The organism is Streptococcus sp. 27098_8_134 (assembly GCF_041431675.1).
GTDB classification, from domain to species: domain Bacteria; phylum Bacillota; class Bacilli; order Lactobacillales; family Streptococcaceae; genus Streptococcus; species Streptococcus sanguinis_R.
In genome coordinates, this window is record NZ_JAPVYD010000001.1 from 673,858 (window position 1) to 698,090 (window position 24,233).

General features: G+C 44.7%; 20 protein-coding genes, 2 pseudogenes and 1 riboswitch. Of the genes and pseudogenes, 6 read left to right on the top strand and 16 right to left on the bottom strand.

Annotation, left to right across the window (positions count from 1 at the left end):
- The first annotated feature begins 8 nt into the window (after nucleotides 1-8).
- On the top strand, nucleotides 9-1,733 hold the full coding sequence (locus O3620_RS03165) for an ABC transporter permease/substrate binding protein (RefSeq protein ID WP_002919675.1): 1,725 nt from the start codon (nucleotides 9-11) through the stop codon (nucleotides 1,731-1,733).
- Nucleotides 1,734-1,840: 107 nt separating this feature from the next.
- Here O3620_RS03165 and O3620_RS03170 read toward each other — a convergent pair whose 3' ends face one another.
- Nucleotides 1,841-3,970 carry a transglutaminase domain-containing protein gene (locus tag O3620_RS03170; RefSeq protein WP_002919676.1) on the bottom strand — a complete coding sequence of 710 codons (2,130 nt, stop codon included), beginning with the start codon at nucleotides 3,968-3,970 and terminating at the stop codon, nucleotides 1,841-1,843.
- 274 nt (nucleotides 3,971-4,244) lie between these two features.
- Nucleotides 4,245-5,690: a glycoside hydrolase family 1 protein gene (locus tag O3620_RS03175; RefSeq protein ID WP_002919677.1), complete on the bottom strand. Its 1,446-nt coding sequence runs from the start codon at nucleotides 5,688-5,690 to the stop codon at nucleotides 4,245-4,247.
- Nucleotides 5,691-5,795: 105 nt separating this feature from the next.
- Here O3620_RS03175 and O3620_RS03180 point away from each other — a divergent pair, with 105 nt between their 5' ends.
- Nucleotides 5,796-6,668, top strand: coding sequence for an AraC family transcriptional regulator (locus O3620_RS03180; protein ID WP_002919679.1), 873 nt, complete (start codon nucleotides 5,796-5,798; stop codon nucleotides 6,666-6,668).
- Nucleotides 6,669-6,819: 151 nt separating this feature from the next.
- Here the strand turns inward: O3620_RS03180 and O3620_RS03185 are convergent, their stop codons facing one another.
- The 8 genes from O3620_RS03185 to O3620_RS03220 all read right to left on the bottom strand — a co-directional run bounded on the left by O3620_RS03185 (nucleotide 6,820) and on the right by O3620_RS03220 (nucleotide 15,289).
- On the bottom strand, nucleotides 6,820-7,020 hold the full coding sequence (locus O3620_RS03185; RefSeq protein WP_002919680.1) for a hypothetical protein: 201 nt from the start codon (nucleotides 7,018-7,020) through the stop codon (nucleotides 6,820-6,822).
- A 184-nt stretch (nucleotides 7,021-7,204) separates the two neighbouring features.
- Nucleotides 7,205-8,587: a CapA family protein gene (locus O3620_RS03190; protein WP_002919681.1), complete on the bottom strand. Its 1,383-nt coding sequence runs from the start codon at nucleotides 8,585-8,587 to the stop codon at nucleotides 7,205-7,207.
- Between the two features lie 216 nt (nucleotides 8,588-8,803).
- Nucleotides 8,804-10,075 carry a TRZ/ATZ family protein gene (locus tag O3620_RS03195; RefSeq protein ID WP_002919683.1) on the bottom strand — a complete coding sequence of 424 codons (1,272 nt, stop codon included), beginning with the start codon at nucleotides 10,073-10,075 and terminating at the stop codon, nucleotides 8,804-8,806.
- 137 nt (nucleotides 10,076-10,212) lie between these two features.
- The gene (locus O3620_RS03200) at nucleotides 10,213-10,905 is read right to left on the bottom strand and encodes a methionine ABC transporter permease (protein WP_002898357.1); all 693 of its coding nucleotides are present in this window, start codon (nucleotides 10,903-10,905) and stop codon (nucleotides 10,213-10,215) included.
- A complete protein-coding gene (locus O3620_RS03205) occupies nucleotides 10,905-11,972 on the bottom strand; it encodes a methionine ABC transporter ATP-binding protein (RefSeq protein WP_002919684.1) in 1,068 nt (355 codons plus the stop codon). The genes O3620_RS03200 and O3620_RS03205 overlap by 1 nt, the downstream gene beginning before the upstream one ends.
- 248 nt (nucleotides 11,973-12,220) lie before the next feature.
- On the bottom strand, nucleotides 12,221-13,093 hold the full coding sequence (locus O3620_RS03210; RefSeq protein WP_002919685.1) for a MetQ/NlpA family ABC transporter substrate-binding protein: 873 nt from the start codon (nucleotides 13,091-13,093) through the stop codon (nucleotides 12,221-12,223).
- 158 nt (nucleotides 13,094-13,251) lie between these two features.
- Entirely contained in the window at nucleotides 13,252-14,187 is a 936-nt protein-coding gene (gene msrB / locus O3620_RS03215; RefSeq protein WP_002919686.1) for a peptide-methionine (R)-S-oxide reductase MsrB, read from the bottom strand.
- Between the two features lie 163 nt (nucleotides 14,188-14,350).
- Nucleotides 14,351-15,289 carry a dihydroorotate oxidase gene (locus tag O3620_RS03220; protein WP_002919687.1) on the bottom strand — a complete coding sequence of 313 codons (939 nt, stop codon included), beginning with the start codon at nucleotides 15,287-15,289 and terminating at the stop codon, nucleotides 14,351-14,353.
- 351 nt (nucleotides 15,290-15,640) lie between these two features.
- Here O3620_RS03220 and gdhA point away from each other — a divergent pair, with 351 nt between their 5' ends.
- The 3 genes and pseudogenes from gdhA to O3620_RS03235 form a co-directional block, all read left to right on the top strand.
- Nucleotides 15,641-16,987, top strand: coding sequence for an NADP-specific glutamate dehydrogenase (gdhA, locus tag O3620_RS03225; RefSeq protein WP_002919688.1), 1,347 nt, complete (start codon nucleotides 15,641-15,643; stop codon nucleotides 16,985-16,987).
- 31 nt (nucleotides 16,988-17,018) lie between these two features.
- On the top strand, nucleotides 17,019-17,504 hold the full coding sequence (locus O3620_RS03230) for a GNAT family N-acetyltransferase (RefSeq protein ID WP_032913004.1): 486 nt from the start codon (nucleotides 17,019-17,021) through the stop codon (nucleotides 17,502-17,504).
- Nucleotides 17,505-17,519: 15 nt separating this feature from the next.
- Nucleotides 17,520-17,669, top strand: a pseudogene (locus O3620_RS03235) (NADP oxidoreductase); the annotation flags it as partial.
- Nucleotides 17,670-17,719: 50 nt separating this feature from the next.
- Here the strand turns inward: O3620_RS03235 and O3620_RS03240 are convergent.
- The 4 genes from O3620_RS03240 to O3620_RS03255 form a co-directional block, all read right to left on the bottom strand.
- The gene (locus O3620_RS03240) at nucleotides 17,720-18,088 is read right to left on the bottom strand and encodes an EXLDI protein (protein ID WP_002919692.1); all 369 of its coding nucleotides are present in this window, start codon (nucleotides 18,086-18,088) and stop codon (nucleotides 17,720-17,722) included.
- Nucleotides 18,089-18,150: 62 nt separating this feature from the next.
- Nucleotides 18,151-19,053 carry a DUF2268 domain-containing protein gene (locus O3620_RS03245; RefSeq protein ID WP_002919693.1) on the bottom strand — a complete coding sequence of 301 codons (903 nt, stop codon included), beginning with the start codon at nucleotides 19,051-19,053 and terminating at the stop codon, nucleotides 18,151-18,153.
- Nucleotides 19,054-19,220: 167 nt separating this feature from the next.
- Entirely contained in the window at nucleotides 19,221-19,850 is a 630-nt protein-coding gene (locus tag O3620_RS03250) for a DUF4352 domain-containing protein (protein ID WP_002919694.1), read from the bottom strand.
- Nucleotides 19,851-19,871: 21 nt separating this feature from the next.
- Nucleotides 19,872-20,735, bottom strand: a complete 864-nt coding sequence (locus O3620_RS03255; RefSeq protein ID WP_002907299.1) for a mechanosensitive ion channel family protein — start codon at nucleotides 20,733-20,735, stop codon at nucleotides 19,872-19,874.
- A gap of 143 nt (nucleotides 20,736-20,878) precedes the next feature.
- On the opposite strand from O3620_RS03255, the pseudogene sstT reads away from it, so the two are divergent.
- Nucleotides 20,879-22,096 (top strand): annotated as a pseudogene (sstT, locus tag O3620_RS03260) (serine/threonine transporter SstT).
- 65 nt (nucleotides 22,097-22,161) lie between these two features.
- On the opposite strand, the gene O3620_RS03265 reads toward sstT, so the two are convergent.
- Together O3620_RS03265 and trxA are read right to left on the bottom strand one after the other, a co-directional pair.
- The gene (locus tag O3620_RS03265) at nucleotides 22,162-23,499 is read right to left on the bottom strand and encodes a sodium:alanine symporter family protein (RefSeq protein ID WP_061592247.1); all 1,338 of its coding nucleotides are present in this window, start codon (nucleotides 23,497-23,499) and stop codon (nucleotides 22,162-22,164) included.
- An 85-nt stretch (nucleotides 23,500-23,584) separates the two neighbouring features.
- Nucleotides 23,585-23,677, bottom strand: a riboswitch (glycine riboswitch).
- 165 nt (nucleotides 23,678-23,842) lie between these two features.
- Complete coding sequence (trxA, locus tag O3620_RS03270; protein WP_008808279.1) at nucleotides 23,843-24,157, bottom strand: thioredoxin; 315 nt, start codon at nucleotides 24,155-24,157, stop codon at nucleotides 23,843-23,845.
- Nucleotides 24,158-24,233 lie beyond the last annotated feature (76 nt).

Sequence of the window (24,233 nt, forward strand, 5' to 3'; positions counted from 1 at the left end):
TTCGCATTTTGAATATTTTACAACAGCCAATCCCCGTTTCTCAATGGGTTGAGTCCTTTACTAACTGGGTAACAGATACCTTCTCCGGGCTTTTCTCGGTCCTTCAAGCTATCGGAAATGCCATCATGAATGGAATGACAGACACCCTGCTCTTCATTCCGCCCTTGCTCTTTATCGCAGTCATCACTATCTTTACCTATTTGATTTCCAAGCGTAAGCTGGGACTGCCCCTGCTCACCCTCATAGGTCTGCTCTTTGTTTACAACCAAGGCCTCTGGGAAAATCTTATGAGCACTGTGACCTTGGTCATCGTCTCCAGTGCCATTTCCATTATCATCGGTATTCCACTGGGGATTTGGATGGCTAAGAGCAACCGCGTCGAAGCAGTTATCAAGCCTTTGCTGGACTTTATGCAGACCATGCCGGCCTTTGTCTACCTGATACCGGCCGTGGCCTTCTTCGGTATCGGTATGGTGCCTGGGGTCTTTGCCTCTGTCATCTTTGCCCTGCCACCGACTGTCCGCTTTACCAATCTAGCCATTCGTCAGATTCCGACCGAGCTGATTGAAGCGTCAGACTCCTTCGGGGGCACTGGCAAGCAGAAGCTCTTCAAAGTTGAGCTGCCTCTAGCTAAAAATACTATCCTAGCTGGGGTCAATCAGACCATCATGTTAGCTCTGTCTATGGTCGTTACTGCCTCTATGATTGGGGCACCAGGACTGGGCCGCGGCGTTCTCTCTGCCTTGCAGCATGCCGACATCGGTTCCGGGTTTGTCAATGGGGTATCTCTGGTTATCCTGGCCATTATCATTGACCGCCTGACCCAGAAGCTCAACCAGCCTCTGGCTAAAAAATCACCGGTCACTGCCAAGGAAAAACGCAACAAGATTATGCTCTGGTCTGCTCTGGCTGCTGTCATCTTGACAGCCTTTGTCGGAAATCAAGTAACCAAGCTTCAGCAGAGCAAAAAAGAAAAAGTCAACCTTGCCTATGTTGAATGGGACTCCGAAGTTGCCTCAACCAATGTCGTAGCAGAAGCTCTCAAGGAAATGGGCTACGATGTCACCATCACACCGCTGGACAATGCCGTTATGTGGAAGTCCGTTGCTAATAGCGAAGCCGATGCCATGGTTTCTGCCTGGTTGCCAACTACCCATGCTGCTCTCTATGAGGAGTACAAGGATAAGCTAGTGGACTTGGGGCCAAACCTTGAGGGCGTTAAGACAGGGCTAGTCGTACCAAGTTATATGGATGCTGACTCCATCGAAGACCTGTCAGACCAAGCCAAGAAAACCATCACAGGTATTGAGCCCGGCGCTGGTATCATGACCGCGACTGAGAAGACTATGCAAGAATACAGCAATCTCAGTGGCTGGAATCTTTCTTCTTCCTCAACAGGAGCTATGACCACTGCTCTGGATCAGGCTATTAAGAATAAAGAAGATATCATCGTAACCGGCTGGTCACCTCACTGGATGTTCTCCAAATACGACCTCAAATACCTCAAGGATCCTAAGGGAACCATGGGCGGTAAGGAAGCTATCCACACTATGACTCGGAAAAATCTAGACAAGGACTTACCAGAAGTCAATAAGGTCCTAGACAACTTCAACTGGACTCAAAAGGACATGGAAGAAGTCATGCTTAAGATTAACGAAGGCAGCTCACCAGAAGCTGCAGCCAAAGAGTGGATCAAAAACCATCAAAAAGAAGTCGAAAGCTGGAAGAAATAAAAGCATAGAAAAAACCCTGAGATACTGTTATCTCAGGGTTTTTGATTGGCTTCTTCCTTGCCTTACAAGGCTTAGGCATCTTTTAAAGATTGCTTCTATTTGGAGCATCATTCTTTAATAGCATCTTCGTATCTGTCAAAGGCATAGTGGCTCTGTGCGTAGAGTGGATTATCCATGGCCAATAGCAAGTATTCATTTTCTGTTTTATTGCTGTCTCCATCAGAGTCATTCCAAGTAACATCTAAGGCCAGCCACTGACCATCTATTTTTGCGAAGTTCCAAGCATGCGGGTCAAAATCATCTGTATTTCCACTCACATACATGGTTTCGAGACCAGCTTCCTGAGCAAGAGCCTGGAAGGTTACAGCATAAGCTTGACAGACTCCCTTACCCTCAAATAGCGGACCAGTAATATCAAAACTAGATTCATACTTGCGAATACCGTCTTGCATATCTTTAAACGCTTTTGAAATAGCTTCTTCTGATTCTTTATTCTCAATAGATGTTTTGTAATTCAAAAAGCCTTGGTAAGCAGCCTTATCATAGCTAATATGCTCAATCATATACTGATTAATCGCCTCAATCTTTTCTCGGTCGCTCATCTGGTCTTTGATGATGTCTTTGACAATCTCTTTGACCTTTTTGCGGGCCTTCTTATATTTGGCTGTTTCATTAGCATCGTATTTAAAACTTACCACATGTTGCTTAGCATCAATGGTAGGAACCACTCCCTGCTGAATGACTGGATTTTGCTCTAAAACATCGTGAAGCAATTCACTGACATCTCCTTCACTCAGCTCTGGAAACTCACTGTAATCAACATATTCAGCATCGGACAGAAGGGCCTTGGCAAAATATTCCTGCGCTGCACTTCTGGCTGCCACTCTTTCCTCAATGTCACTAACATCATGAACGACTGTTTTACCCTTGAGATCCAAGTCTGCCTGCTCTACGCTGATATATTTCTCTGAAACACCCGACTTGCTTTCCTCTTTATTGACCTTTTCATTATGCCTATCTACAACAGGCTGCACTTCTTCGACACTGGCCTGTTCAATGAAAAAGTCCGTTTTGACAGTAGGCATGCCCTTGATAGAGACCAGACATCTGACATCCCGGCCTTCTTTTTCAATTTTTTCATAGACGATTGGAAAGTTCTGAATCTGGCCATCCATCATCTGCAGCGGTGCTTCTTCAGGAATGTTTCCTTTCTGCCTCAGGGCGGAAACCTGGTCAGAAAAAGTCCGAAAATCGATTTGATTCGGCATCAGTTTCGCAAAGCTATCAGATGAGATAGGATTGCTGATAGTTCCTAAAGCTTCTTTGTCTTTAAGGGGAACAACAAGGAGTTCATAAGGCTTTTTCTCAACCGTTTTCTTACTGTAATCCTGGTCGTAAGCCTGCAGCAACCGTTGTCTGGCAAGTATCGGGTCATCACCAGAACGGCCTCCGTTGCGGCTATCATAGTGGGTAGGCAAATCTGTCCGATACACTGTCGAAGTGACCCTGTCGACCTCTTTATAGTTGTAAAGACCTGTCTTAGTATCACTGCCAGGCATGGTCACATACTCTCTTTTTATAATGGAATAAGAGTCCGCTCCCGGTACTTCCGTCCATTCTAGCTGCAAGCGACCATCTCCGAGCAGGCTGCTCTTAGTTTTCAGAGCTAGCTTGTCACGCCCTTTCTTATCTATCTTAACAATCCAAAGTTTTGGCTTTTTAAGCTTTTTACCTGTGCGCTCATCATCCCGTTGCAGCAAATAGAGCGTATCAAAAACACCCCAGCTCTCACCTTGCTTGGCTAGACCATATTCCGTATGCTCTCCATTTGCCTCCACTCTAGTCGCAGAGAAATGATAAGCTGGCTCAATCACTATCTGCCGCTTATCATTCATCTTAAAGTCACCCCCTAAAATAGCTCGTAAGTTGCTGTCTCCATAAATTTCAAAGGAAGAAATCAACTCAGTCTGTCCTTCATGTGGCAGTGTCTCAAAATCGTTAGGCTTTTGTACCTCTGTCGGAAATGTAATAGGCTCATTTTCCTTGATCTGAATGACCTTTTCTTGGACATCATAAGGAGTATTTTTGCTGTATTTTTCTCTCAGCTTACGAACACTTTCCGAAAATTGGCTGCCTTGCTCTCCCGGACCTCCACCGTTCTTTTGAAAAAGACTGCAGCCCATCAGAAAACAAATCAACAGAGTAAGCAGAGAAATGAAACGGATTTTCCTACTCATGATTTCCCCTCCTGAAGTAAATATTCTTAATATATTATACCATATTTTATTTGAGGTGTCTTTGTTTTTTTGTAAACGGATTCAAATATCTGCAATTTTGCGAATAAATTCTTATTTTTTTATAGAGACAGATTCCCTCGAAACACTGCCTTTTCTCATCTTGCTTTTAAAATCAAGAGGATTCAGCCAATTCCCATTTTAAAAAATAGAAAAAACCAAGCCAGATAGGACTTGGTTTATTTTATAAGGAGCCATTCTATTTTGTTTAAGTCATTCAATCCTGATAGAGACTGTCTCCATTCGTCGCAATGACTTCTTTGTACCAATCAAAAGATTTTTTCTTGTAGCGGGCTAGAGTTCCGCTACCGTCATCGTTGCGGTCAACATAGATAAAGCCGTAACGCTTGCTGAGTTCTGCCGTGCTGGCTGAGACCAGGTCAATACAGCCCCAAGTTGTGTAACCTAGCAGTTCTACGCCATCTTCCAGCGCTTCTCCTACCTGCTGCAAGTGCTGTTTGAGATAATCAATGCGGTAGTCATCTTCAACCGTTGGGCCATTTGGACCATCCACCAAGACATCCTTAGCACCAAGACCATTTTCCACGATGAAGAGAGGCAGCTGATAGCGGTCATAAAAGCTATTTAACACCAAGCGCAGGCCGACTGGGTCAATCTGCCAACCCCATTCTGAGCTAGCCAGATGAGGATTTAGGATGCCACCTAGAAGATTGCCTCGGCCGGAAGAATAATTTTCCGGATCATGAGCCGCAACCACACTCATGTAGTAGGAGAAGGAAATAAAGTCTACAGTATTTTCAGCTAAAAGCTCTTTATCGCCCGGCGTAAACTGAATCTCAATCCCATTCTCCTTGAAGAAACGATTGATATAGGCTGGATATTTTCCACGCGCATGGATATCAGAGAAGAGGTAGTTTTGATTTTCAAATTCCCGAGCTGCCAGAACATCTTCAGGTTTAGGTGTCATGGGATAGGCCGGCATGGCGAGAACCATACAGCCAATCTTAAAATCAGGATTGATCTCATGACCAATCTTCGTTGCTAAGGCAGACGCCACCAGCTCATGATGGACCGCTTGATAGAGGTCCTGCTTGGATAGTTCTTCAGATGGCGTGGCAATGCCACCGCTCATAAAAGGCGCATGGAGAACAGAGTTGATTTCATTAAAGGTCAGCCAATACTTGACCTTGTCCTTATAGCGGGTAAAAACCGTGCGGACATAGCGCTCGTAGAAGCTGATCAAATCGCGGTTGGCCCAGCCATTGTATTGACGCGCCAAATGCAGGGGCGTTTCATAGTGAGACAGGGTAATCAGCGGCTCAATGCCATATTTAGCCAGCTCATCAAAGAGATCGTCGTAGAATTGCAGACCAGCTTCATTGGGCTCCGGCTCGTCTCCATTTGGGAAAATCCGAGACCATGCAATGGAAGTCCGGTAGACCTTGAAGCCCATCTCTGCAAAGAGAGCAACGTCCTCCTTATAACGATGATAGAAATCAATCCCTTCCAGCTTGAGATTATCTGCTGTCGGCCCCTCGGTAATCAAAGGATTGCGGTCACCTGGCTTGACTGGCACTCCGCCTTTTGGAGTCACATCCTGAACAGACAGGCCTTTTCCATCCAGATTATAGGCGCCTTCATACTGGTTGGCTGCAGTTGCACCGCCCCAGAGGAAATTCTGCGGAAATTTACCCATTTGCATTTTCTCGCTTTCGTTTTTTTTGTATTTATATTATAATAGTTGTCAAACATATTTTCTAACACAATTATCTTAATAAATTGTACTATTCTATGAAAGAGTGTCCCCATGATTGATTTAGGCCAACTACATAAAAATACTGTTTTTAAAAACCAAGGAACCCCTTATTCTCTGACCCGCACCATCACTGAGAATGGTCATCCAGATATTCTTTTTCACTGGCATACCGATGTTGAAATGATTTATGTCCACGAAGGAAAAGCACAATTTCATATTGACGATGATTACTTTAACAGCGAAAAAGGTGATATTATCCTGATCCGCCCTAATGCCCTGCACTCCATCCATCCCATCAACGACGAGCGCCATTATATGGACGCCATTAATTTTCATCTGGATCTGATGGGCTACTCTGCCATGGATCAGGCCAGCATCAACTATCTGCAGCCCCTCTACAATGGTCAGCTGGACTTGACTCATGTGATCAAGCCCAATGATACAGCCTATGCGGAGATTCGCCAGTTCCTCTTAGCAGCTATGGAAACAGGCTATTTCCGCAAATCTTACTACGAGTTTCAGCTCAAAGCCCAGCTCAACCAGCTCTTCTACCTACTCTTTGAGAATGGCTATGTCATTTCCAAAGACCTGTCACCAGAAGGGTATCGCAAAGAAGAAAAGATTCGCTCCATCATCGACTACATCAATGCCCACTACCAAGAAGACCTGAATATTGACCAACTGGCTGGCATCTGTGGCTACAGCTCCACCCATTTCATGAACTTCTTCAAGAAGCATCTGGGTGTTTCCTGCATTGAGTACCTAATCCAATTCCGCCTGCGCAAGGCAGCCGAACTCCTGCAACACTCTAACCTCTCTGTACTGGAAATCTCCAGCCAAGCAGGCTTTAATAATCTGTCCAACTTTAACCGCCAGTTTAAAAAATACTACCAAATGACACCAAGCCAGTATCGGAAGAAATGAAACTCTAAATAGAAAATAAAAAACGAATACCTGCTAATCAAAATAAGTTGAGGGTATTCGTTTTTTTATGCTGATTTCACAAGAAAGACAGAAATAATAGTATGTTTTTACATATAAGTCAGCTAAGACCTAAGTGTTTCGATCGTTCTCCTTACGACCTCATCGTTTCTATACTAGCAAGTTCACCAGAAGAATAAAAAGCCCCAGCAAAAAGATAGCTAGCAGCAAATAGCGCCCTTGCTTTTCCTTGAAGAAATTTCTCCGCAAAAACAGGCAGAAAACCAGCAAGACCAGGGAGCACACTAGCAACAAAAACAAGATAAACATGGGTATAACATACAAAAGTATCCACAAACCAAATTGCATTTCATTTTCTTTCTAATAAAATAAATCAAAATGATAGACGAGCTCGAAAGCAGTCAGTTTCATTCATTAACAGTTCTATAATCCTTTTTAATTATAACAAAGTCCTCAATTTTAAAACAGCAAAAACCAGATTGGAAAATCCAATCTGGCTAAACTCATATTCAAGCAATTTATTGCCCTGGCCAATTCAGTCCAACATGAGAATTCATTTCCTGATAGGCGGTATCAATCCGTGCTCTGGTTTCTTGGTCCAGTTTGTCTCGATACTTGCCGCCTTCGACAAAGTCGTCCAAAATCCAGGTCTGATAAGTGTATAAAGGTAGACCGTCTGCTGAAGTAGTGCCTTTTTCAACTCGGCTGACCCAGCTCGGATGAGCCTGAGCACTTTTTATCTGCGTGCCCTTTGATGTCTTTTCTATGGTAACATCCATCAGCACTCCGCGCTCAGTCCAATGAGCATTTTCAATCTCCTCCATGGTTTCGATGCGCTGATTGGAAATAAAATTCCCCATAGAATACATAATCAGCTTCTTCTGGTCGTCTTTCTCTAAAATCTCCGCCGGCTGAACCACATGCGGATGGCCTCCAAAGACGATATCTGCTCCCCAGTCAACCATTTTATGGTAGAGAGTCATCTGCTCCTCTGTTGGCTCCAGTTGGTACTCTATCCCCATCTGAGGCATGACGACTGTGATATCTGCTTCCTTTTCTGCCCGCTCAATCTCCGCCCGCATCTTTTCTTCATCCAGATCGGACAGGCGATTATCATAGTCTTCCTGACTGAGAAGCCCTTCCATTCCATTGTAGCCATAGGAGTAAGCCAACAGTGCAATCTTAATACCTTTGACTTCCTTTATCAAGAGCGGTGCCTGACTGCGACTTTCATGTGGATAAACACCGATGGGAGTGATTCCCTCTTTTTCAAAAGCCTGAGCTGTAGTGAAAACTCCCTCCAAGCCAGAGTCTAAAATATGGTTATGGGCCAGGTCCATCACCTGATAGCCAGCATCCTTGATTGCTGGAACTACGGCTTCTGGAGCATTAAAAAGCGGATAGCCATTCAAGGGATAGTCCGGCCGAATCGTGCCTTCAAAGTCCCCTAAGACCAAATCTCCCTGCCGAAGCCATTCCTTAGCATATTGGAAATTCTCAGAAAAATCATAAGTGCCATCTTCCTTCTGAGCGCTCAGATAAAGGCCATCGTGATAAAGCAAATCCCCAGTTGCCATGATGCGAACCGTCTGATTCTGAGAGGAATCTGACTGCTGCTCTTTCTTTGCAGAGAAGGAAAAGCTGAAGTCAGGTAAATGCTCTGACAGCAGAATTAAGCCAGCCGACAGCCCAACAACTGTCAAAAGCACTCCGACAAACTGGCGATTGCTAAGCTGTTTTTGAAAGAACTTAGGACGAGGAAACGGCAACTTCTTAATCCAATCCCGCCAAGCTTGGTAGGCATCTGTCAGGAGAGTATGCTCCGCAGCAAAAACTGATATCTTTTCCCAAAGTTCCTGAAAAAAAGTCTGAATCTTCTCCCAAAGAAATTTTTTATTCATCACATCTCTCCGCTTTTTCTTGCTTGATAATAGTGCATCAACATTTACTATATTGTACTATTTTTACCGCCAAAAGGAAAGCAAAGCAAAAAACAGGATCGGGGAGAAGCATGCTACAATCTCTAAATTGCGGCATTCTTCCACCATTCTCCTGCTTCATTTTCTATTTTTTCAATTCTAAGAGCTGATTGCCGAGCTGAAAATCGGCTTTCATTCTTACCCAAAACTTCCTACATCAACGGTCAGCACTTGCCCGTCTCGGACAACCTGCTGTCCTGCAATGTAGACATCTTGAACATCGCTGCCTTTGACTGCGTACACTAGGTGCGACAGCATATTTTCCAAAGGATAGAGATGAAGTCGTCCCTTAGGCTGAATGACAATGAAATCGGCTTGTTTGCCCACTTCCAGACTGCCGATTTTCTTCTCTAAGCCCAGAGTTTTGGCTCCTTCAATGGTCAAAGCTTTCAAGGCCTGCTCAATCGTAAACTGAGTCGCATCTCCTGCTCGCATCTTCTGAAGGAGGGCAGCTGTTCGACCTTCTTCAAACATATCCAGATTATTATTGGAAGCGACAGAGTCTGTAGCTAGGCCAACGGTCACCCCAGCGGCTAGTAAGTCGGTCACCGGAGCTACACCGGAAGCCAGCTTGAGGTTGCTGATAGGATTGTGGGCGATGCTGACTGGAGAAGCCGCCAAATCCGCAATCTCTGACGGATTCAGCTCAACCCCGTGAGCAAAAAGGCCTGGCCGATCCAAGTAGCCCAGGCCTTTTAAGAAAGCCAGAGGCCGTTTACCATAGCGCTCCAGAATGATTTTATTTTCTTCCTGTGTCTCCGCTACATGGATATGAAGTTTCAAGTCCAGCTCACGCACTAGCTCAAGACTGCCCTTGAGCAAAGCTTCGTCACAGGCATAAGGGGAATGAGGCGCCACCATAACCTGAAAATCTTCATCATTATAGGAGAGAATTTTCTCAATAATGGTCCGAGTACGAGCCAGAGTCTCTTCTGCCGTTTCCGCGGCTGAGCTAAAGAGGGTTGGTGAGAAATAGCAGCGCATACCAGACTGCCGCACAGCCTGATAAATCCGGTCAATATCCACTCCCTGAGGATTATACATGTCGTTAAAAGTCGTTGTTCCTGACAGCAGCATTTCAGCCAGAGCCAGCTGGACAGCCTGGGTCGTTAAATCCGCTGTGAATTGACTTTCTGCTGGCCAAATATAATCCTCCAGCCATTCATGCAGATTGCTGTCATCACGAATCCCGCGCAGCAAGGTCATGGTCGAGTGAGTATGACAGTTGACCAGCCCTGGCATAATCCAAGCACCTTCATAATCTACTCTTTCACTGCACTTCCCTAGCCAGTTTTCTTCATAGGGACCACAGTAGGCAATGCGGTCGTCCTCAACCACTAGCAGCCCGTCCCGGTAAACATGAAATGCGCTGTCACAGGTCACCAGATTGACATTTGTATAAGCTTTCATCCGCCATATCCTCACTTTCCCAACACTTGGTTTCAAAAGATTTTAGCTATTATAACAAGCCTAATCTAATTGTGCAAGTCTTTTTATAAAATTATGGCATAAAAAAGAGCCCCAGCTAAGGCTCTAGTTGTCAATCATTATCTATGACTAATCTTCCGTGTCAGGAAATCCCCAACAAACTGAATAAAGAAGATGAGCAGCAAAATAAGAATAGTCGCAAGAATGGTCACATCATGATTGAAACGCTGATAACCATAAGTCAGGGCAACATTTCCTAGTCCACCAGCTCCAATCGCTCCGGCCATAGCGGTCTCACCAACCAGAGAGATGAGCGTAACAGTCGTCACCCGAATCAAGTCCGGCAGACCTTCCCGCAGGTAAACACCGACAATGTCCCAGAAAGTTGCTCCACTAGCCTGCGCCGCCTCAATGACTCCTCGGTCTAGTTCGGATAAGACCACCTGAACCTGACGGGCAAAGAAAGGAAAAACAGCCAGTGAAAGAGGCACCAAGGCCGCAGTCGGTCCAATCCCAGTTCCCACAATAATCCGAGTAAAAGGATTGATGAGGGCTAGGAGAATGATGAAAGGAATAGCCCGGAAGATAGAGGTAACCTTGTCTAGGACGAAAAAGACAAGTCTATTTTCCAAAATACCTCTCGGCCCTGTCAAGACAAGCAAGAGACCTGCGATAAAGCCTAGAATCCCTCCGATAAAGAAAGGAATGATGGTCATATACAGAGTCAGGTAAATAGCTGTTCCCCAGCCAGCCTGACCAGACCAGCCCATTCTATAAACATTGGGCATAAATTGTTGAATCAGCTGTAGCATTAGTTACTCCCTTCTTTCAAAACATGCAGCTCTACTCCTGCTTCGCGCAGACTTTCCTGCACCGCCGCCAGTTGCTTGGTCTCTCCAGATAAGATAACGACCATTTCTCCGACCGGTACATGGTCTAAAATCTCAATATTGGCGTGAAGAATATTGGCAGATATGTGATACTGCTTGTAAATGTCGTTTATAATGGCTGTGTCTGTTACCACACCTGAGTATTTCAAATGTGCCAGAATGGAATTTTCCGGCAGGTTTTGCACAATCTTTTGCTGGTTGATTTTGATCATGGCCTCATTGATACCCGTTGCTGTCGTAATGAAGTCTTGGGTCAGCTCATTCTTGGGATTAGAGAAAATATCCAGAACTGAGCCTTCCTCAATCAGTCGGCCATTCTGCATAACTGCTACCCGGTTGGCAATGTCCTTGACAATTTGCATTTCGTGGGTGATGAGGACAATAGTCAGACCCAATTTTTGATTCAAATCCTGCAATAAAGCCAGAATCTGCTTGGTGGTCTTAGGATCCAAAGCGGATGTGGACTCGTCCGAGATTAGGATTTTGGGATCATTGGCCAAGGCCCGCGCAATAGCCACCCGCTGCTTCTGACCGCCAGACAGCTGGGCAGGATAATTATCCGCCCGATCTGCTAAGCCTACCAAGTCTAAAAGCGTATGAACTTTCTTCTCTTTTTCAGCAGCTGATAAAGGAGAATGCTTGAGCGCAAAGGCAACATTTTCCCTAGCCGTCATCTGTGCCATGAGGTTAAAATGCTGGAAAATCATCCCGATATCCTTACGCTTTTGGCGTAGCTCAGCCGCAGTAAGCTGAACCTGATGATGATCATAGAAAACCGTATCATCCACCGTAATCTTACCGGCAGACGGCACCTGCAGCAAGTTAATGACACGGACCAGAGTAGATTTCCCGGCACCAGAATAACCTACAATTCCATAAATATCTCCCTGATTAATATGAATGGTCACATCTTCTACGGCCCTAATGTCTTGCTTTTTTTGATTAAAAACGACATCAATGTGATCCAATTTGATAATTTCTTTGCCCATAATTTCCGATTCACTCCTTGATTTGTCCAATATGAGATTTAGCCACTATAGCCTTTTAATTTGCTTTCCGCCTGTCGCTTGACTAGGGAAATGCGATGCCACAAGCCGCAATCTTTACCGACCTGACCCAAAGCCAGATACTGTTAAACTAAATGACCATAATAGCAGATAAAGGGCTGGAGAAGCTAATCTCCGCCCTTCTTAATCATTTCATTTATTCAATACAATGACCTTCTGCCGGTAAAAAATTACCAAACTGGCTGATCCATACCATCTGATGATTCTTCGATAACTTTTTTCACTTCATCAGTGTGGTAAGCCTTGATAATTTTTTCAATTGCGTCAGCCTTGTCTGATTTCTTCCAATCTGGTTTCGCTGCAATCAGGTTATACCATTGTTTTGAGTTTTCATTGGCTTCTTCTTTGAAGAGGGCCTTCTTGTAGTCAATACCTGCTTCGCGGACGAAAGTATTATTGACAACTGCAGCATCTGCTGAAGTCAGAGAAGCTGGTGTTTGAGAAGCATCCAACTCAGAAATTGTCAGATTCTTCTTGTTTTCTTTGATATTGGCAACAGTCGCAAGTTCCTTACCTTTAACATCAAGCTTGATCAAGCCAGCTGATTCAAGAAGATAAAGAGCACGGCTCTCATTTGTCGCATCATTTGGAACAGCAATTGTACCATTTTCTGGGATGTCTTTCACATCTGTGTATTTATTTTTGCCGTCCTTTGTACCAGAGTAGAGACGAATAGGAGCGATATAGGTATCCGCAACAGACACAAGGTCTGCTCCCTTCTCTTTGTTCCAGTTTTCAAGGAAGTTGTAATGTTGGAAAGCATTGATATCCACATCACCGTCAAGCAGAGCTTGGTTAGGCTGAGAGTAGTCAGTAAACTGCGTATATTCTAATTTAACGCCTGCATTTTCTTTGTCAAGAATCTCTTGAACCTTGTTCCAGCGCGCTTCTTCTGTATCACTCAGGCTCATTACCCCAACCTTGACGGTTACAGGTCCGTCTGCTGATTTGCTCTCCTTACTAGAAGAGCCTCCGCAAGCTGCCAAACCCAAGGCTGCAAGGCCTACTAAGCCGATTGAAAAGATTTTTTTCAAATTCATCATTTATTCTCCTTTAATGAATAAAATTCTAAATCTTCTATTTTATAAGATTACTTCTCATTTTACCATGTTCAAGGAGACTTGGCTTATATAAATAATTTATCGCCGTGATAAAAAAAATATATGACTGATTGAAGCATTTGAGTTGATTTTATGCCCTTTTACTGCATGAAGGTCAGCAGATAGCCATATCCTTCTGTTTCCATTTTTTCTTTTGGAATAAATCGCAAGGCTGCTGAGTTGATACAGTAGCGCAAACCGCCTGCTGCTTCTGGTCCGTCAGTAAAGACATGCCCAATATGGGCGTTCCCTGAACGGCTGCGCACTTCGATACGCTCCATACCATGGCTCTTGTCTTCATAGTATCGCAGAACTTCTCTGGCAATGGGCCGGCTAAAGCTAGGCCAGCCACAGCCAGACTCAAACTTATCACCAGCAAAAAAGAGGGGCTCTCCAGTCGTCACATCAACATAAATTCCTTCTTCAAAAGTGGCATTGTAGGCATTATGGAAAGGACGCTCTGTCGCACTATTCTGGGTCACCTGGTACTGCTCTTCCGTCAGCTGCTCTTTTAGTTCCGCATCTGTAGGCTTCTCGTATTGGCTAGGATCAACCAAGGGCTGATAGGCATCACTGACATTGATATGACAGTAGCCACCAGGATTTTTCTTGAGATAATCCTGATGATAGTCCTCAGCTAGGACATAGTGGCGCAAAAGCTCTAGCTCAACAGCAATCTTTTGTCCCAGCTTCTTTTCCTGCTCAGCAAAGACCTGCTCAATGACCGCCTTATCGGCTTGATTGGTATAGTAAACGCCCGTCCGATACTGACGTCCTACATCATTTCCCTGTTTATTGACCGACAGAGGATCAATGACTCGGAAATAATAGAGCAGGATTTCCCGTAGGCTGACCCGCTTTTCGTCATAGACTAGATGAACCGTCTCTGCATGGTCCGTCTGATGAATCAGCTGGTAGTTGGTTGATTCCACCTGTCCATTGGCGTAGCCAACTGTCGTTTTCTCCACACCCTCTATGCGAGAAAAGTACTCTTCCAATCCCCAGAAGCATCCGCCCGCTAAATAAATTTCAGCCATAAAAAACACCTCATTTCTTTGCGTCTATTTTCTCATAAAAGAAGTTGAAATTATAGCAATTTGATTGGAACTTTCTTCAAATTGATATGAAAAGCTGGGTCTTAATGACAATCAACCCAGCCATGTTCTTCATTTCAAATCACAACAACACTTATATAGAAGATTACTCCTCAATATACTTCAATTTCCCTCGGAAATCTTCTAAGCTTTCATAGCCTTTTTCTTCCATAATAGCCTTGAGTTCTTCAGTGATGCGCTCGAAGGCTGCCACCCCTTCTTTATGAAGGGTTGTTCCTACCTGCACCATATTTGCTCCACAGAGGATATGCTCAAAGGCATCGCGGCCAGTCAGGACACCACCAGTTCCGATGATTTGGATTTCCGGTTTAAGGCGTTGATAAAAGGCATGGACATTGGCCAGAGCAGTCGGCTTGATGTACTGACCTCCGATACCTCCAAAGCCATTTTTCGGACGAATAACCACTGACTCATCTTCTATATAAAGGCCGTTTCCGATAGAGTTTACACAATTGACAAACTTGAGCGGATATTTGTTAAAAATCGCAGCGGCCTGGTCAAAATGCACGATGTCAAAATAAGGAGGCAGTTTGATTCCTAGGGGCTTGGTGAAATAAGCAAAAACCTCTGACAAGATTTTTTCCGTCGTTTCAAAGTCATAGGCAATCTGTGGCTTGCCAGGGACATTGGGACAGGAGAGATTGAGCTCAGTAATGCCTTTAAAGTCACTTGCCTGAACTTTCTTAAGAATGGTGTGGGTTTCTTCTGACGACATACCTACCAAAGAGAGGAAGAAAGTCCGATTTGGTTCGCTTTCCTGGAGTTCCAGCAGGTAGTCAAGATAGTAGTCCAAACCATTGTTGGGCAGGCCCATGGAGTTGATAGACCCCAGCGGAACATCCTGATAGCGCGGTTCTGGGTTTCCCTGACGAAATTCCAGCGTTGCCGTCTTGGTCACAAAGGTTCCCGCAGCAGAATCTTTGACTTCCGCCAGTTCCTCTTTTGTCATGCAGGCAACCCCAGCTGCATTCATCAAGCAGTTGTCAAATGCAAAACCAGCAATCTGTGTAGATGTCGAAACCATAGTAAAACGCTCCTTTTTTTCTGAAGGCGAGTGCCTTTAGCTCATTTCCTCTATTATATCACCAAACTCCACTTTTTCGTTTTTTTAACCGGCAATTCCTGACTAACGTTCGGAAAACATCCAGTTCGCTCAGCTATTTTCTGGAATGTTTCAGAAAATAAATTGTGGAAATTTTTAGAAAATTCAACTTTTTTCTTTACAAGAGAAAAAAAGTCTGCTATAATGTTTCATGTAACAAAATATGACATCTAAAAGATGCCTGTTTTAAAAATTTAAACACATCCTCGTCACACAAGCTGCAAGCAGCTTCCGGCAGGATGGTTTACTATTTTATTTAAAGGAGAATGACAGATGACAACTGCTAAAGAATATATCCAAAGCACTTTCGAGACCGTAAAAGCCCGCAACGGACACGAGGCAGAATTCCTCCAAGCTGTTGAAGAGTTTCTCAATACTCTGGAGCCCGTTTTTGAAAAACACCCAGAATACATTGAAGAAAACATCCTAGCGCGTATTACTGAGCCTGAGCGCGTTATCAGCTTCCGTGTTCCTTGGGTAGACCGCGAAGGTAACGTACAAGTCAACCGTGGTTACCGCGTACAATTTAACTCAGCAGTTGGTCCTTATAAAGGCGGACTTCGTTTCCACCCAACTGTAAACCAAGGGATCTTGAAATTCCTCGGATTTGAGCAAATCTTTAAAAACGTCTTGACTGGCCTGCCAATCGGCGGTGGTAAAGGTGGATCTGACTTTGATCCAAAAGGCAAGACAGATGCTGAAGTGATGCGCTTCTGCCAAAGCTTCATGACTGAATTGCAAAAACACATCGGCCCATCTCTTGACGTTCCAGCTGGTGATATTGGTGTCGGCGGACGTGAAATCGGCTACCTATACGGTCAATACAAACGCCTCAATCAATTCGACGCTGGTGTCTTGACTGGTAAACCTCTTGGCTTTGGCGGCAGCTTGATCCGTCCAGAAGCAACAGGCTATGGCTTGGTTTACTACACAGAAGAAATGCTCAAGGCTAACGGCCAAAGCTTTGCTGGCAAGAAGGTGGTGATTTCCGGTTCTGGTAACGTAGCCCAATATGCTCTCCAAAAAGCTACTGAACTCGGTGCAACTGTTATCTCTGTATCTGACTCAAACGGTTATGTTATCGATGAAAATGGTATTGACTTCGATCTCCTTACAGATGTTAAAGAAAAACGCCGCGCTCGCTTGACAGAATATGCTGCTGAAAAAGCAACCGCTACTTACCATGAAGGTTCTGTCTGGACTTACGCTGAGAAATACGACATCGCTCTGCCATGTGCGACACAAAATGAAATCAATGGCGAAGCTGCCAAACGCTTAGTTGCTCAAGGAGTTATCTGTGTATCTGAAGGTGCCAACATGCCTAGCGACCTGGATGCTATCGCAGTTTACAAAGAAAATGGTATTTTCTACGGACCAGCCAAAGCTGCCAATGCTGGTGGTGTAGCTGTATCCGCTCTGGAAATGAGCCAAAACAGCCTTCGTCTGTCATGGACTCGCGAAGAAGTTGACGGACGTCTTAAAGATATCATGACCAACATCTTCAACACAGCTAAAACTACCGCTGAAACTTACGGACTTGGCAAAGACTACCTAGCTGGTGCTAACATCGCTGCCTTCGAAAACGTAGCCAATGCTATGATTGCCCAAGGTATTGTTTAACTAGTCGATACATCCTATCGGAGGACAAATGATGAACTTACGGCCAATGGAAGTGAGAGACAATCCAGCTGTAGCGCAGCTCATTCGAGCTAGCCTAGAAGAATTCGGGCTTGACAAACCAGGAACTGTCTACTTTGATTCTCATCTAGATCATTTGGCCGACTATTATCAACAGCAAGAGAGGGCAGCTTACTTTGTTCTGGAAGATGAAGGTCAACTCGTTGGCTGTGGTGGCTTTGCACCTGTGTCTGATAAGATTGCTGAATTACAAAAACTGTATGTCACTAAAAATAGTCGTGGCAAAGGTTATTCCAGCCGGTTGATAATGCGGATATTCCAGGAAGCCCGTCTAGCAGGTTATGAACAGCTTTATCTAGAAACTACTACTGAACTGGCTACGGCCGTGGCCATCTATCAGCACTATGGTTTTACATCACTGCAACAACCACTTTCTAACGCTGCCGGCCACCCAGCTATGAATATCTGGATGATAAAATCCCTCTCATCAGATGAATAGATGTCAGTATACTCTGGCCATCTCAAGGACATCATGACAAACATCTTCAACACAGCTAAAACTACCGCTGAAACTTACGGACTTAGCAAAGACTATCTGGTTGGTGTTAACATCTCTACCTTCGAAAACGTGGCAGATGCTATGATTGCGCAAGGTATTGTTTAAGCACTATCAAACTAGAATAAATCCGACTGCTTTTATAAGCAGTCGGATTTTTATATATCTAATTTTTCAAAAAATTTGCCTGCTGACTGCTTTTCTTTTAGCTTCTCAAGCAGCTCAGTCTCCAGAAAAGGACTTAGTTCGTCAAAATCTTGGCAAACCTTAAAGACAGTTTCTCTGTCCAACTGGTCATAAGCTAGTTCGTAATAGTCCTTATTATGATGCCAGTTCTGGTCATAGTTGACATCTATTCGCTGATAGTAAACAATGTTTTGCTTGGGTGTCAGGTAAAGCTTCTGTGTTAGAATGCTTTTCTGATCTTTGGACAGCTTGCTGCGGCTGAAAATTTTAACACCTTGAAAAATCTTGCGCTCATGGATACCTTGATTTGTGACTTTTAATTCAATTCTTTTATAATGCATACTGATACCTCCAGAAATCACCTACATTATATCAAGTTTTGACAGATTTTCAAGTAAAAGTGTCATTTCCAAAAGTCTTTAGTCGCCTCTAAAATTTCTTCTGTCGGTGTTACTGTGGCCTCAATAATGCTCTTGCCAGTCTTTTTCAGATAGGCTTGTATCAGATGATAGCCATAAGCATAGCCTGCAGCATAAGGCATACCGACTGGTATTTGCCCCTGTATTTCTGCAATTTCATCACCGTAGAGATAAGGAGCCATTTCCGCCATCCCTGTTAGCTGAAGCTGACTGGAGATGATGGGCTTAATCTCTTCTAACTGCTCGGAACTAGTTGAAGTGACCCAAGGTCCAATGAGCTCCTTGCCATAGAGTTCAGCAGCAAAGGACTCTGCCAATCCTTCACTAACTACCCAGTCTGCTAGTGTCGTCTGCTGGTTCCATTTGATAAATTGGAAGCGGACATTATGGTTGCACTCGTGAGCCAACGCAGCCTGCACACGTGGTAAAGTATAGTCATTTGGCAGCAGACTAAGCATGAGGTAGCCTGGAATTCCTCCATCTCCGCTGTAACCCTTATTGAGCTGTAGCATGGGCTTTTCTGGATTGCCTAACAAAATAGTAAAATAGTAATCCTCAACCTCTAAATCATAGCCAGCTTGCTCAAAAAGACCGATACTCCTCTTGATGGTATCTTGACAATTTTGCCAGAGTTGATCAGAGCTCAGAGCATCAATAGCCGGTCTATCCTTTTCTGACAGAGTGCTGGGTAGCTGATTCATAAAGCCAAGTAGGAACAAAGCATCAAATCCTCCGGGATACTTCGCTTTCAGAGGAATGTGCTGAGTTTGGTATTTGGGAGCAAAAGGCGCTAACAATTTAGCTCGAAAACAACCCTCTCTCTTTTCTAAAGGCATCTCTAGCATCTCTTGATAAACTTTATCTGAACGAATGATATTGATTTTCATTGTAATCTCCTTTTCTAATTTTCACCAGTATACACCCTCCTCTAAGGTCAGAGTCAAGAAAAAAATTTGAAATTTTCGTCTCAAATCTTCTTTTATCTATTCAATTTGCTGCATCCACTTTCAAATCTAGTGAGGAAAGTAGCAAAGACATTAAAGTAATAGGATACCTATTGCTCCTTCTTTTTCTCTTTCTGTGTCTTGTTTTTCTCCTTTTGCCACTTAGCATTTTCGTAGGTCACGGTATAGGTATCCTCATCGCCGCCTTCCCCGTCAAAGATTAGGTCAAAACGGACTGACTTGCCTGGCGCCAGATTGGTGCCGATTTGTGTATTGTCAAAGGTTGAGCCATCCAAAATATAGACATTTTCCTTCTTGTCATAAAGTCCAAAGTCATAAGGACTGACCAGAATGGGCTTTTTAGAAGTGTTTTCAACCGTGATAGTCGCAACGATAGCTACTCCTGTTGACTCATCGCTCATGACTCTCTTGTTGTCTTCTACTGCCGAATGAACTGTCATCTTGAGTCCGCTGGAAAATTCAACTGTTTTCTCAAAAGCATGGCTGGAATAGGTCTCTAAAGGCGAGTTATGATAACCTGTGAGGGACTTGAGATGGTCATTTTCCTCCATAAGGCCAATCGTAGTGATGACGAGGAGAATGCTGAGTAAGGCCAGAAGAAAGATGATAATACCAGACACCAGAGCTGCCCAAAAGAGCCCCTGCTTGTGGAGAGGACGTTTTAAACGGTAAACAAGATTGTCCTCACTGACAATCTCCTGCTGAATTCGCTGATTCATATGGACCTTTCTAATCAATAATTACTTGCCTTTTGAAAGAGGTCCAAGCGTCGGAAGCTCAATCCCCTCTCGCAAAAGCGCCTCATGGTAAAGACGGTAGAAGATATGGTAAATAGAAATCTGCATGCCTCCCTGCACTATCATACTGATACGGAAGTTGAACTGGCCATTTGAAGCCATCTGTGGCCCCAAAATATTCGGTTCCTTGAGAATCTCTGGATGTTCTGGCACGGCTTCTTCATTGACCTTGGAAATGATGCGGTAAATCTCGTCCAAATCCGTCTGGGCATAAATGGGGATATCAATCAGAACCCGCATATCTCCACGAGACAGATTACTAACAACCATGATATTGCGGTTTGGAACAAAATGAAGCGTTCCGTCCGCGTCCCGCACTTGTGTCGTCCGAATCCCGACACTGATTACTGTTCCAGCGATGTTGATAGGACCGTTAGTCAGGCGGACATTGTCACCGACATCTAACTGTCGCTCGAGAAGGATAAAGAAACCATTGACCAGATCCGACAGGAAGCCCTGAGCCCCCATTCCAATAGCTACACCAGCAATTCCCGCACCAGCCAAAAGACTGGAAACCGGCAGACCCAAGATGGATAAAACCCAGTAAATCAAGAGAAAATACAGGACATAATTAAGCAGATTCTCAATCAGCCGAGTAATGGTTTTCTGTCTGGCTACATCCTGCTTGGATAGCTTAAGAGAGGGGGCAATGATCTTGGTCACTGACAAATGCAGGATTTTCTTAACTATGTAAAATAAGATAAAAAGCAGAAGTAAAGAGACCAGCTTGGAAAAAAGGTCATCTGCAATCTTGCTCCAGTCAAACTGCTGGATATAACGGGAAAAGACATTTCCGGTCTTAGACATAGGCTACCTCCAAAAAGATTACTACCATTATACCACAAAGACCAATCTGCGCGGACATAGAATGGTTAGTCCGACCTAGCATTGCTTTCACCCCCTTTCTATCGTATAATAAAATAAGTATCTAAGACAAGAAAGGAACATACATAGTCCATCGCTTCATCACTATTTGGAATAAAACCAATCTAATCAAGCGGATTTCCATCGATATTGGCTTTGGTGTCCTGCTGGCTGTCATCTTCCCCAAAGCACAGGCCATTGGACTTCTGGGCCAAATCTTCGTTGGCGGCCTCAAGGCCATCGCTCCGCTCCTAGTCTTCGCTCTGGTAGCAAATGCCCTTTCTCAGCAGCAGAAAGGGCAAAAGAGCAATATTAAAACAGTCGTCTTGCTCTATCTTCTAGGGACCTTTGCGGCAGCCTTGGTCGCAGTCCTAGTCAACTTCTTCTTTCCCATTAGTATAGAGTTGGCTTCATCCTCCCAAAAGGTTTCTCCGCCAGATGGAATCGGACAAGTCCTCAGCAATCTTCTGCTTCAGCTGGTGGACAATCCCGTCAACGCCATCATCACCGCTAACTACATTGGTATCCTGTCCTGGGCTGTCATCTTTGGAATTGCCATGCGAGAAGCTAGCCACCATAGCAAGGAACTGCTGCAAACCTTGGCAGATATCACTTCTAAGATTGTCGAGTGGATTATCAACCTAGCCCCTCTTGGGATTCTTGGCCTGGTCTACACGACCATTTCCGGCAAAGGTTTCCAGGCTCTAAAAAGCTATGGTATCCTGCTGCTGGCCTTAATAGCCAGCATGCTGATTGTTGTTCTGATTATCAATCCTTTGATTACCTTTATCATGCTGCGGAAAAATCCCTATCCCTTGGTCTGGCGCTGTTTGCGAGTCAGTGGTGTGACTGCCTTTTTCACGCGCAGCTCAGCGGCAAACATCCCCGTCAATATGAAACTCTGTCGGGATCTGGGGCTCAATCCAGAGACTTACTCGGTCTCTATTCCTCTGGGGGCTACTATCAATATGGCAGGGGCTGCCATCACTATCAATACCCTGACCTTGGCTGCTGTCAACACGCTGGGCATCAGGGTTGACTTTGGAACGGCTCTAGTTCTCAGTATTGTAGCGGCAATTTCTGCCTGCGGGGCTTCCGGCGTAGCTGGCGGTTCTCTCCTGCTCATTCCGGTCGCCTGCAGCCTCTTTGGGATTTCCAATGATTTGGCCATGTAGGTAGTCAGCGTCGGCTTTGTCATCGGTGTCATTCAGGACTCCTGCGAGACCGCCCTCAACTCTTCTACTGACGTTCTCTTTACAGCCGTGGCCGAGATGAGCGGCTGGCCAAAAGAAAAACGCTATTAATTTCAACAAAAAAACTCTAGACTTCCATCATTACGGAAAGCTAGAGGCTTTTTTATGTGAGCAGATTAGTTCTTTCGATGTTGGTCAAAATATTTCTTCGTTTCACTGATGACAATAGGAGAAAGCGCTAGGAGAGCGATTAAGTTTGGCAAGGCCATGAGGGCATTGACAATATCTGCAAGAATCCAGACCGCCTCTAGACCTACAAAACCACCGAGGACAATCATCAGGACAAAGAGCAGACGATAAACGCGGATATAGCGCACCCCAAAGAGAAATTCAAAACAGCGCTCACCATAGTAGTTCCAGCCCAAGATAGTCGTAAAGGCAAACAGAACTAGAAAGACTGAAAGCAGGACCGGACCAAAATTAGCAAAAACACTCGCAAAGGCTGCCTGAGTCAGGGACACACCATTGAGATTGCCATCCCAGACCCCTGTGATTAAAATCGTCAAGCCTGTCAAACTACAGATAATCAAGGTGTCGATGAAGGTTCCGGTCATGGAAATCAAGCCCTGTTCTACCGGTTCCTTAGTCCGAGCTGCCGCCGCTGCAATGGGCGCTGATCCCAAACCAGATTCATTGGAAAAAACTCCACGCGCGACCCCGTTTTGAATTGCCATCTGGATGGTCGCACCGGCAAAACCGCCGACAGCAGCCGTCTGGCTAAAGGCTGAGCTAAAGACCAGCTGGAGAGTGGGCAGCAGACGATCGAGATTGACCGCTAAGACAGTCACAGTCCCCAAGATATAAATAGCCGCCATAAAGGGCACAACCTTGGTCGATACTCGAGCAATAGACTGGATACCGCTGAAAATAACCAGAGCCACCAAAATAGCCAAGATAGAAGCTGTCACAGCTGGAGGCAGCTGAATGGTATTCTGCATGGCCTCTGTGATGGAATTGACCTGCGTAAAGGTCCCAATCCCCAAGAGAGCCACCAAGATACCAGCTATCGCAAAAAAGATGGCCAGCGGGCGCCATTTCTCGCCCATTCCTAATAGGATATAGTGCATGGGACCGCCCGCCATAGCGCCATGAGCATCCTTGCGGCGGTACTTGATAGCTAAGAGGCCTTCGGCATACTTCGTCGCCATCCCAAAGAAAGCAGCCACCCACATCCAGAAGAGTGCCCCCGGTCCACCGGTTTTAATGGCCGTTGCCACTCCGATGATATTTCCCGTTCCCACAGTCGCAGCCAGAGCCGTACAGAGAGCTGCAAAGCTAGAGACATCACCCTGATGCTCCTCGTCTGATACAAAGATTAAGCGAAAGGCACGCGGAAGTCGAAAAATCTGCAGCAAGCCCAGACGCAGACTGAGATAGATACCAGTACCAACCAGCAAAATGAGCAGGGGAGGACCCCAAACAAAAGAATCCAATTGATTCAATATTTCCAACATGATATAAGCTCCTTTTCACACCGAGAAAAAGAAAGAGCACATGCAAAACATGTACTCTGGATGTGCTGGAGTAGGGAAATCCCTGCCTCTTAGCTCTGTCCTTTTACCTGAGAGTTTGAGCGGTTCTAAACCGCCTTGCCCCTTCGGTGCCATTCCTGGTCTCTCCAGAGTTCCGTCCATTTCACAGTCAGAAGCGCCCGCCTCTTTCTGAAAAACTTCGTTCGGTGTTGATTATTAATTTTCTATTATTCTAAAAGAACATTCGTCTTTTGTCAATATTTTATAAAAATTTTAAGCATGTAAACGTTTTTTGACACAAAAAAGAAGCTCAGAGGCTTCTTACTTAGCTTAATTCAGCGATAATAGCCTTGAGCTGGTCTTTGGTATGAACACCTGCGACTTGCTTAACGACTTGACCGTCTTTCTTGAACAAAAGGGTCGGAATGGACATAATGCCAAATTCGCGGGCAGTATTTGGATTTTCATCCACATCCATTTTAAGGATTTTCAGTTCGTCCTCATGGACTTCTTCTGCTAACTGCTCCAGAATAGGTGCCTGCATACGGCATGGACCACACCAAGTTGCCCAAAAGTCAATCAGAACCAATCCATCTTTTGTTTCTTCTGCAAATGTTGCATCTGTAACTGCTGCTACCATAAATCTTCTCCTTTGAATAGCTTACTTTTGATAACATTTTACAACAAAAGCAAGAGAAAGAAAAATATTTGCTACG

What these genes read in the sequence shown, in the direction of transcription:
- O3620_RS03170 (WP_002919676.1), bottom strand. Translation starts at nt 3,970, where the DNA reads ATGAGTAGGAAAATCCGTTTCATTTCTCTGCTTACTCTGTTGATTTGT.
- O3620_RS03175 (WP_002919677.1), bottom strand. Translation starts at nt 5,690, where the DNA reads ATGCAAATGGGTAAATTTCCGCAGAATTTCCTCTGGGGCGGTGCAACT.
- O3620_RS03180 (WP_002919679.1), top strand. Translation starts at nt 5,796, where the DNA reads ATGATTGATTTAGGCCAACTACATAAAAATACTGTTTTTAAAAACCAA.
- O3620_RS03190 (WP_002919681.1), bottom strand. Translation starts at nt 8,587, where the DNA reads ATGAATAAAAAATTTCTTTGGGAGAAGATTCAGACTTTTTTTCAGGAA.
- O3620_RS03195 (WP_002919683.1), bottom strand. Translation starts at nt 10,075, where the DNA reads ATGAAAGCTTATACAAATGTCAATCTGGTGACCTGTGACAGCGCATTT.
- O3620_RS03200 (WP_002898357.1), bottom strand. Translation starts at nt 10,905, where the DNA reads ATGCTACAGCTGATTCAACAATTTATGCCCAATGTTTATAGAATGGGC.
- O3620_RS03205 (WP_002919684.1), bottom strand. Translation starts at nt 11,972, where the DNA reads ATGGGCAAAGAAATTATCAAATTGGATCACATTGATGTCGTTTTTAAT.
- O3620_RS03210 (WP_002919685.1), bottom strand. Translation starts at nt 13,093, where the DNA reads ATGATGAATTTGAAAAAAATCTTTTCAATCGGCTTAGTAGGCCTTGCA.
- msrB (WP_002919686.1), bottom strand. Translation starts at nt 14,187, where the DNA reads ATGGCTGAAATTTATTTAGCGGGCGGATGCTTCTGGGGATTGGAAGAG.
- O3620_RS03220 (WP_002919687.1), bottom strand. Translation starts at nt 15,289, where the DNA reads ATGGTTTCGACATCTACACAGATTGCTGGTTTTGCATTTGACAACTGC.
- gdhA (WP_002919688.1), top strand. Translation starts at nt 15,641, where the DNA reads ATGACAACTGCTAAAGAATATATCCAAAGCACTTTCGAGACCGTAAAA.
- O3620_RS03230 (WP_032913004.1), top strand. Translation starts at nt 17,019, where the DNA reads ATGAACTTACGGCCAATGGAAGTGAGAGACAATCCAGCTGTAGCGCAG.
- O3620_RS03240 (WP_002919692.1), bottom strand. Translation starts at nt 18,088, where the DNA reads ATGCATTATAAAAGAATTGAATTAAAAGTCACAAATCAAGGTATCCAT.
- O3620_RS03245 (WP_002919693.1), bottom strand. Translation starts at nt 19,053, where the DNA reads ATGAAAATCAATATCATTCGTTCAGATAAAGTTTATCAAGAGATGCTA.
- O3620_RS03250 (WP_002919694.1), bottom strand. Translation starts at nt 19,850, where the DNA reads ATGAATCAGCGAATTCAGCAGGAGATTGTCAGTGAGGACAATCTTGTT.
- O3620_RS03255 (WP_002907299.1), bottom strand. Translation starts at nt 20,735, where the DNA reads ATGTCTAAGACCGGAAATGTCTTTTCCCGTTATATCCAGCAGTTTGAC.
- O3620_RS03265 (WP_061592247.1), bottom strand. Translation starts at nt 23,499, where the DNA reads ATGTTGGAAATATTGAATCAATTGGATTCTTTTGTTTGGGGTCCTCCC.
- trxA (WP_008808279.1), bottom strand. Translation starts at nt 24,157, where the DNA reads ATGGTAGCAGCAGTTACAGATGCAACATTTGCAGAAGAAACAAAAGAT.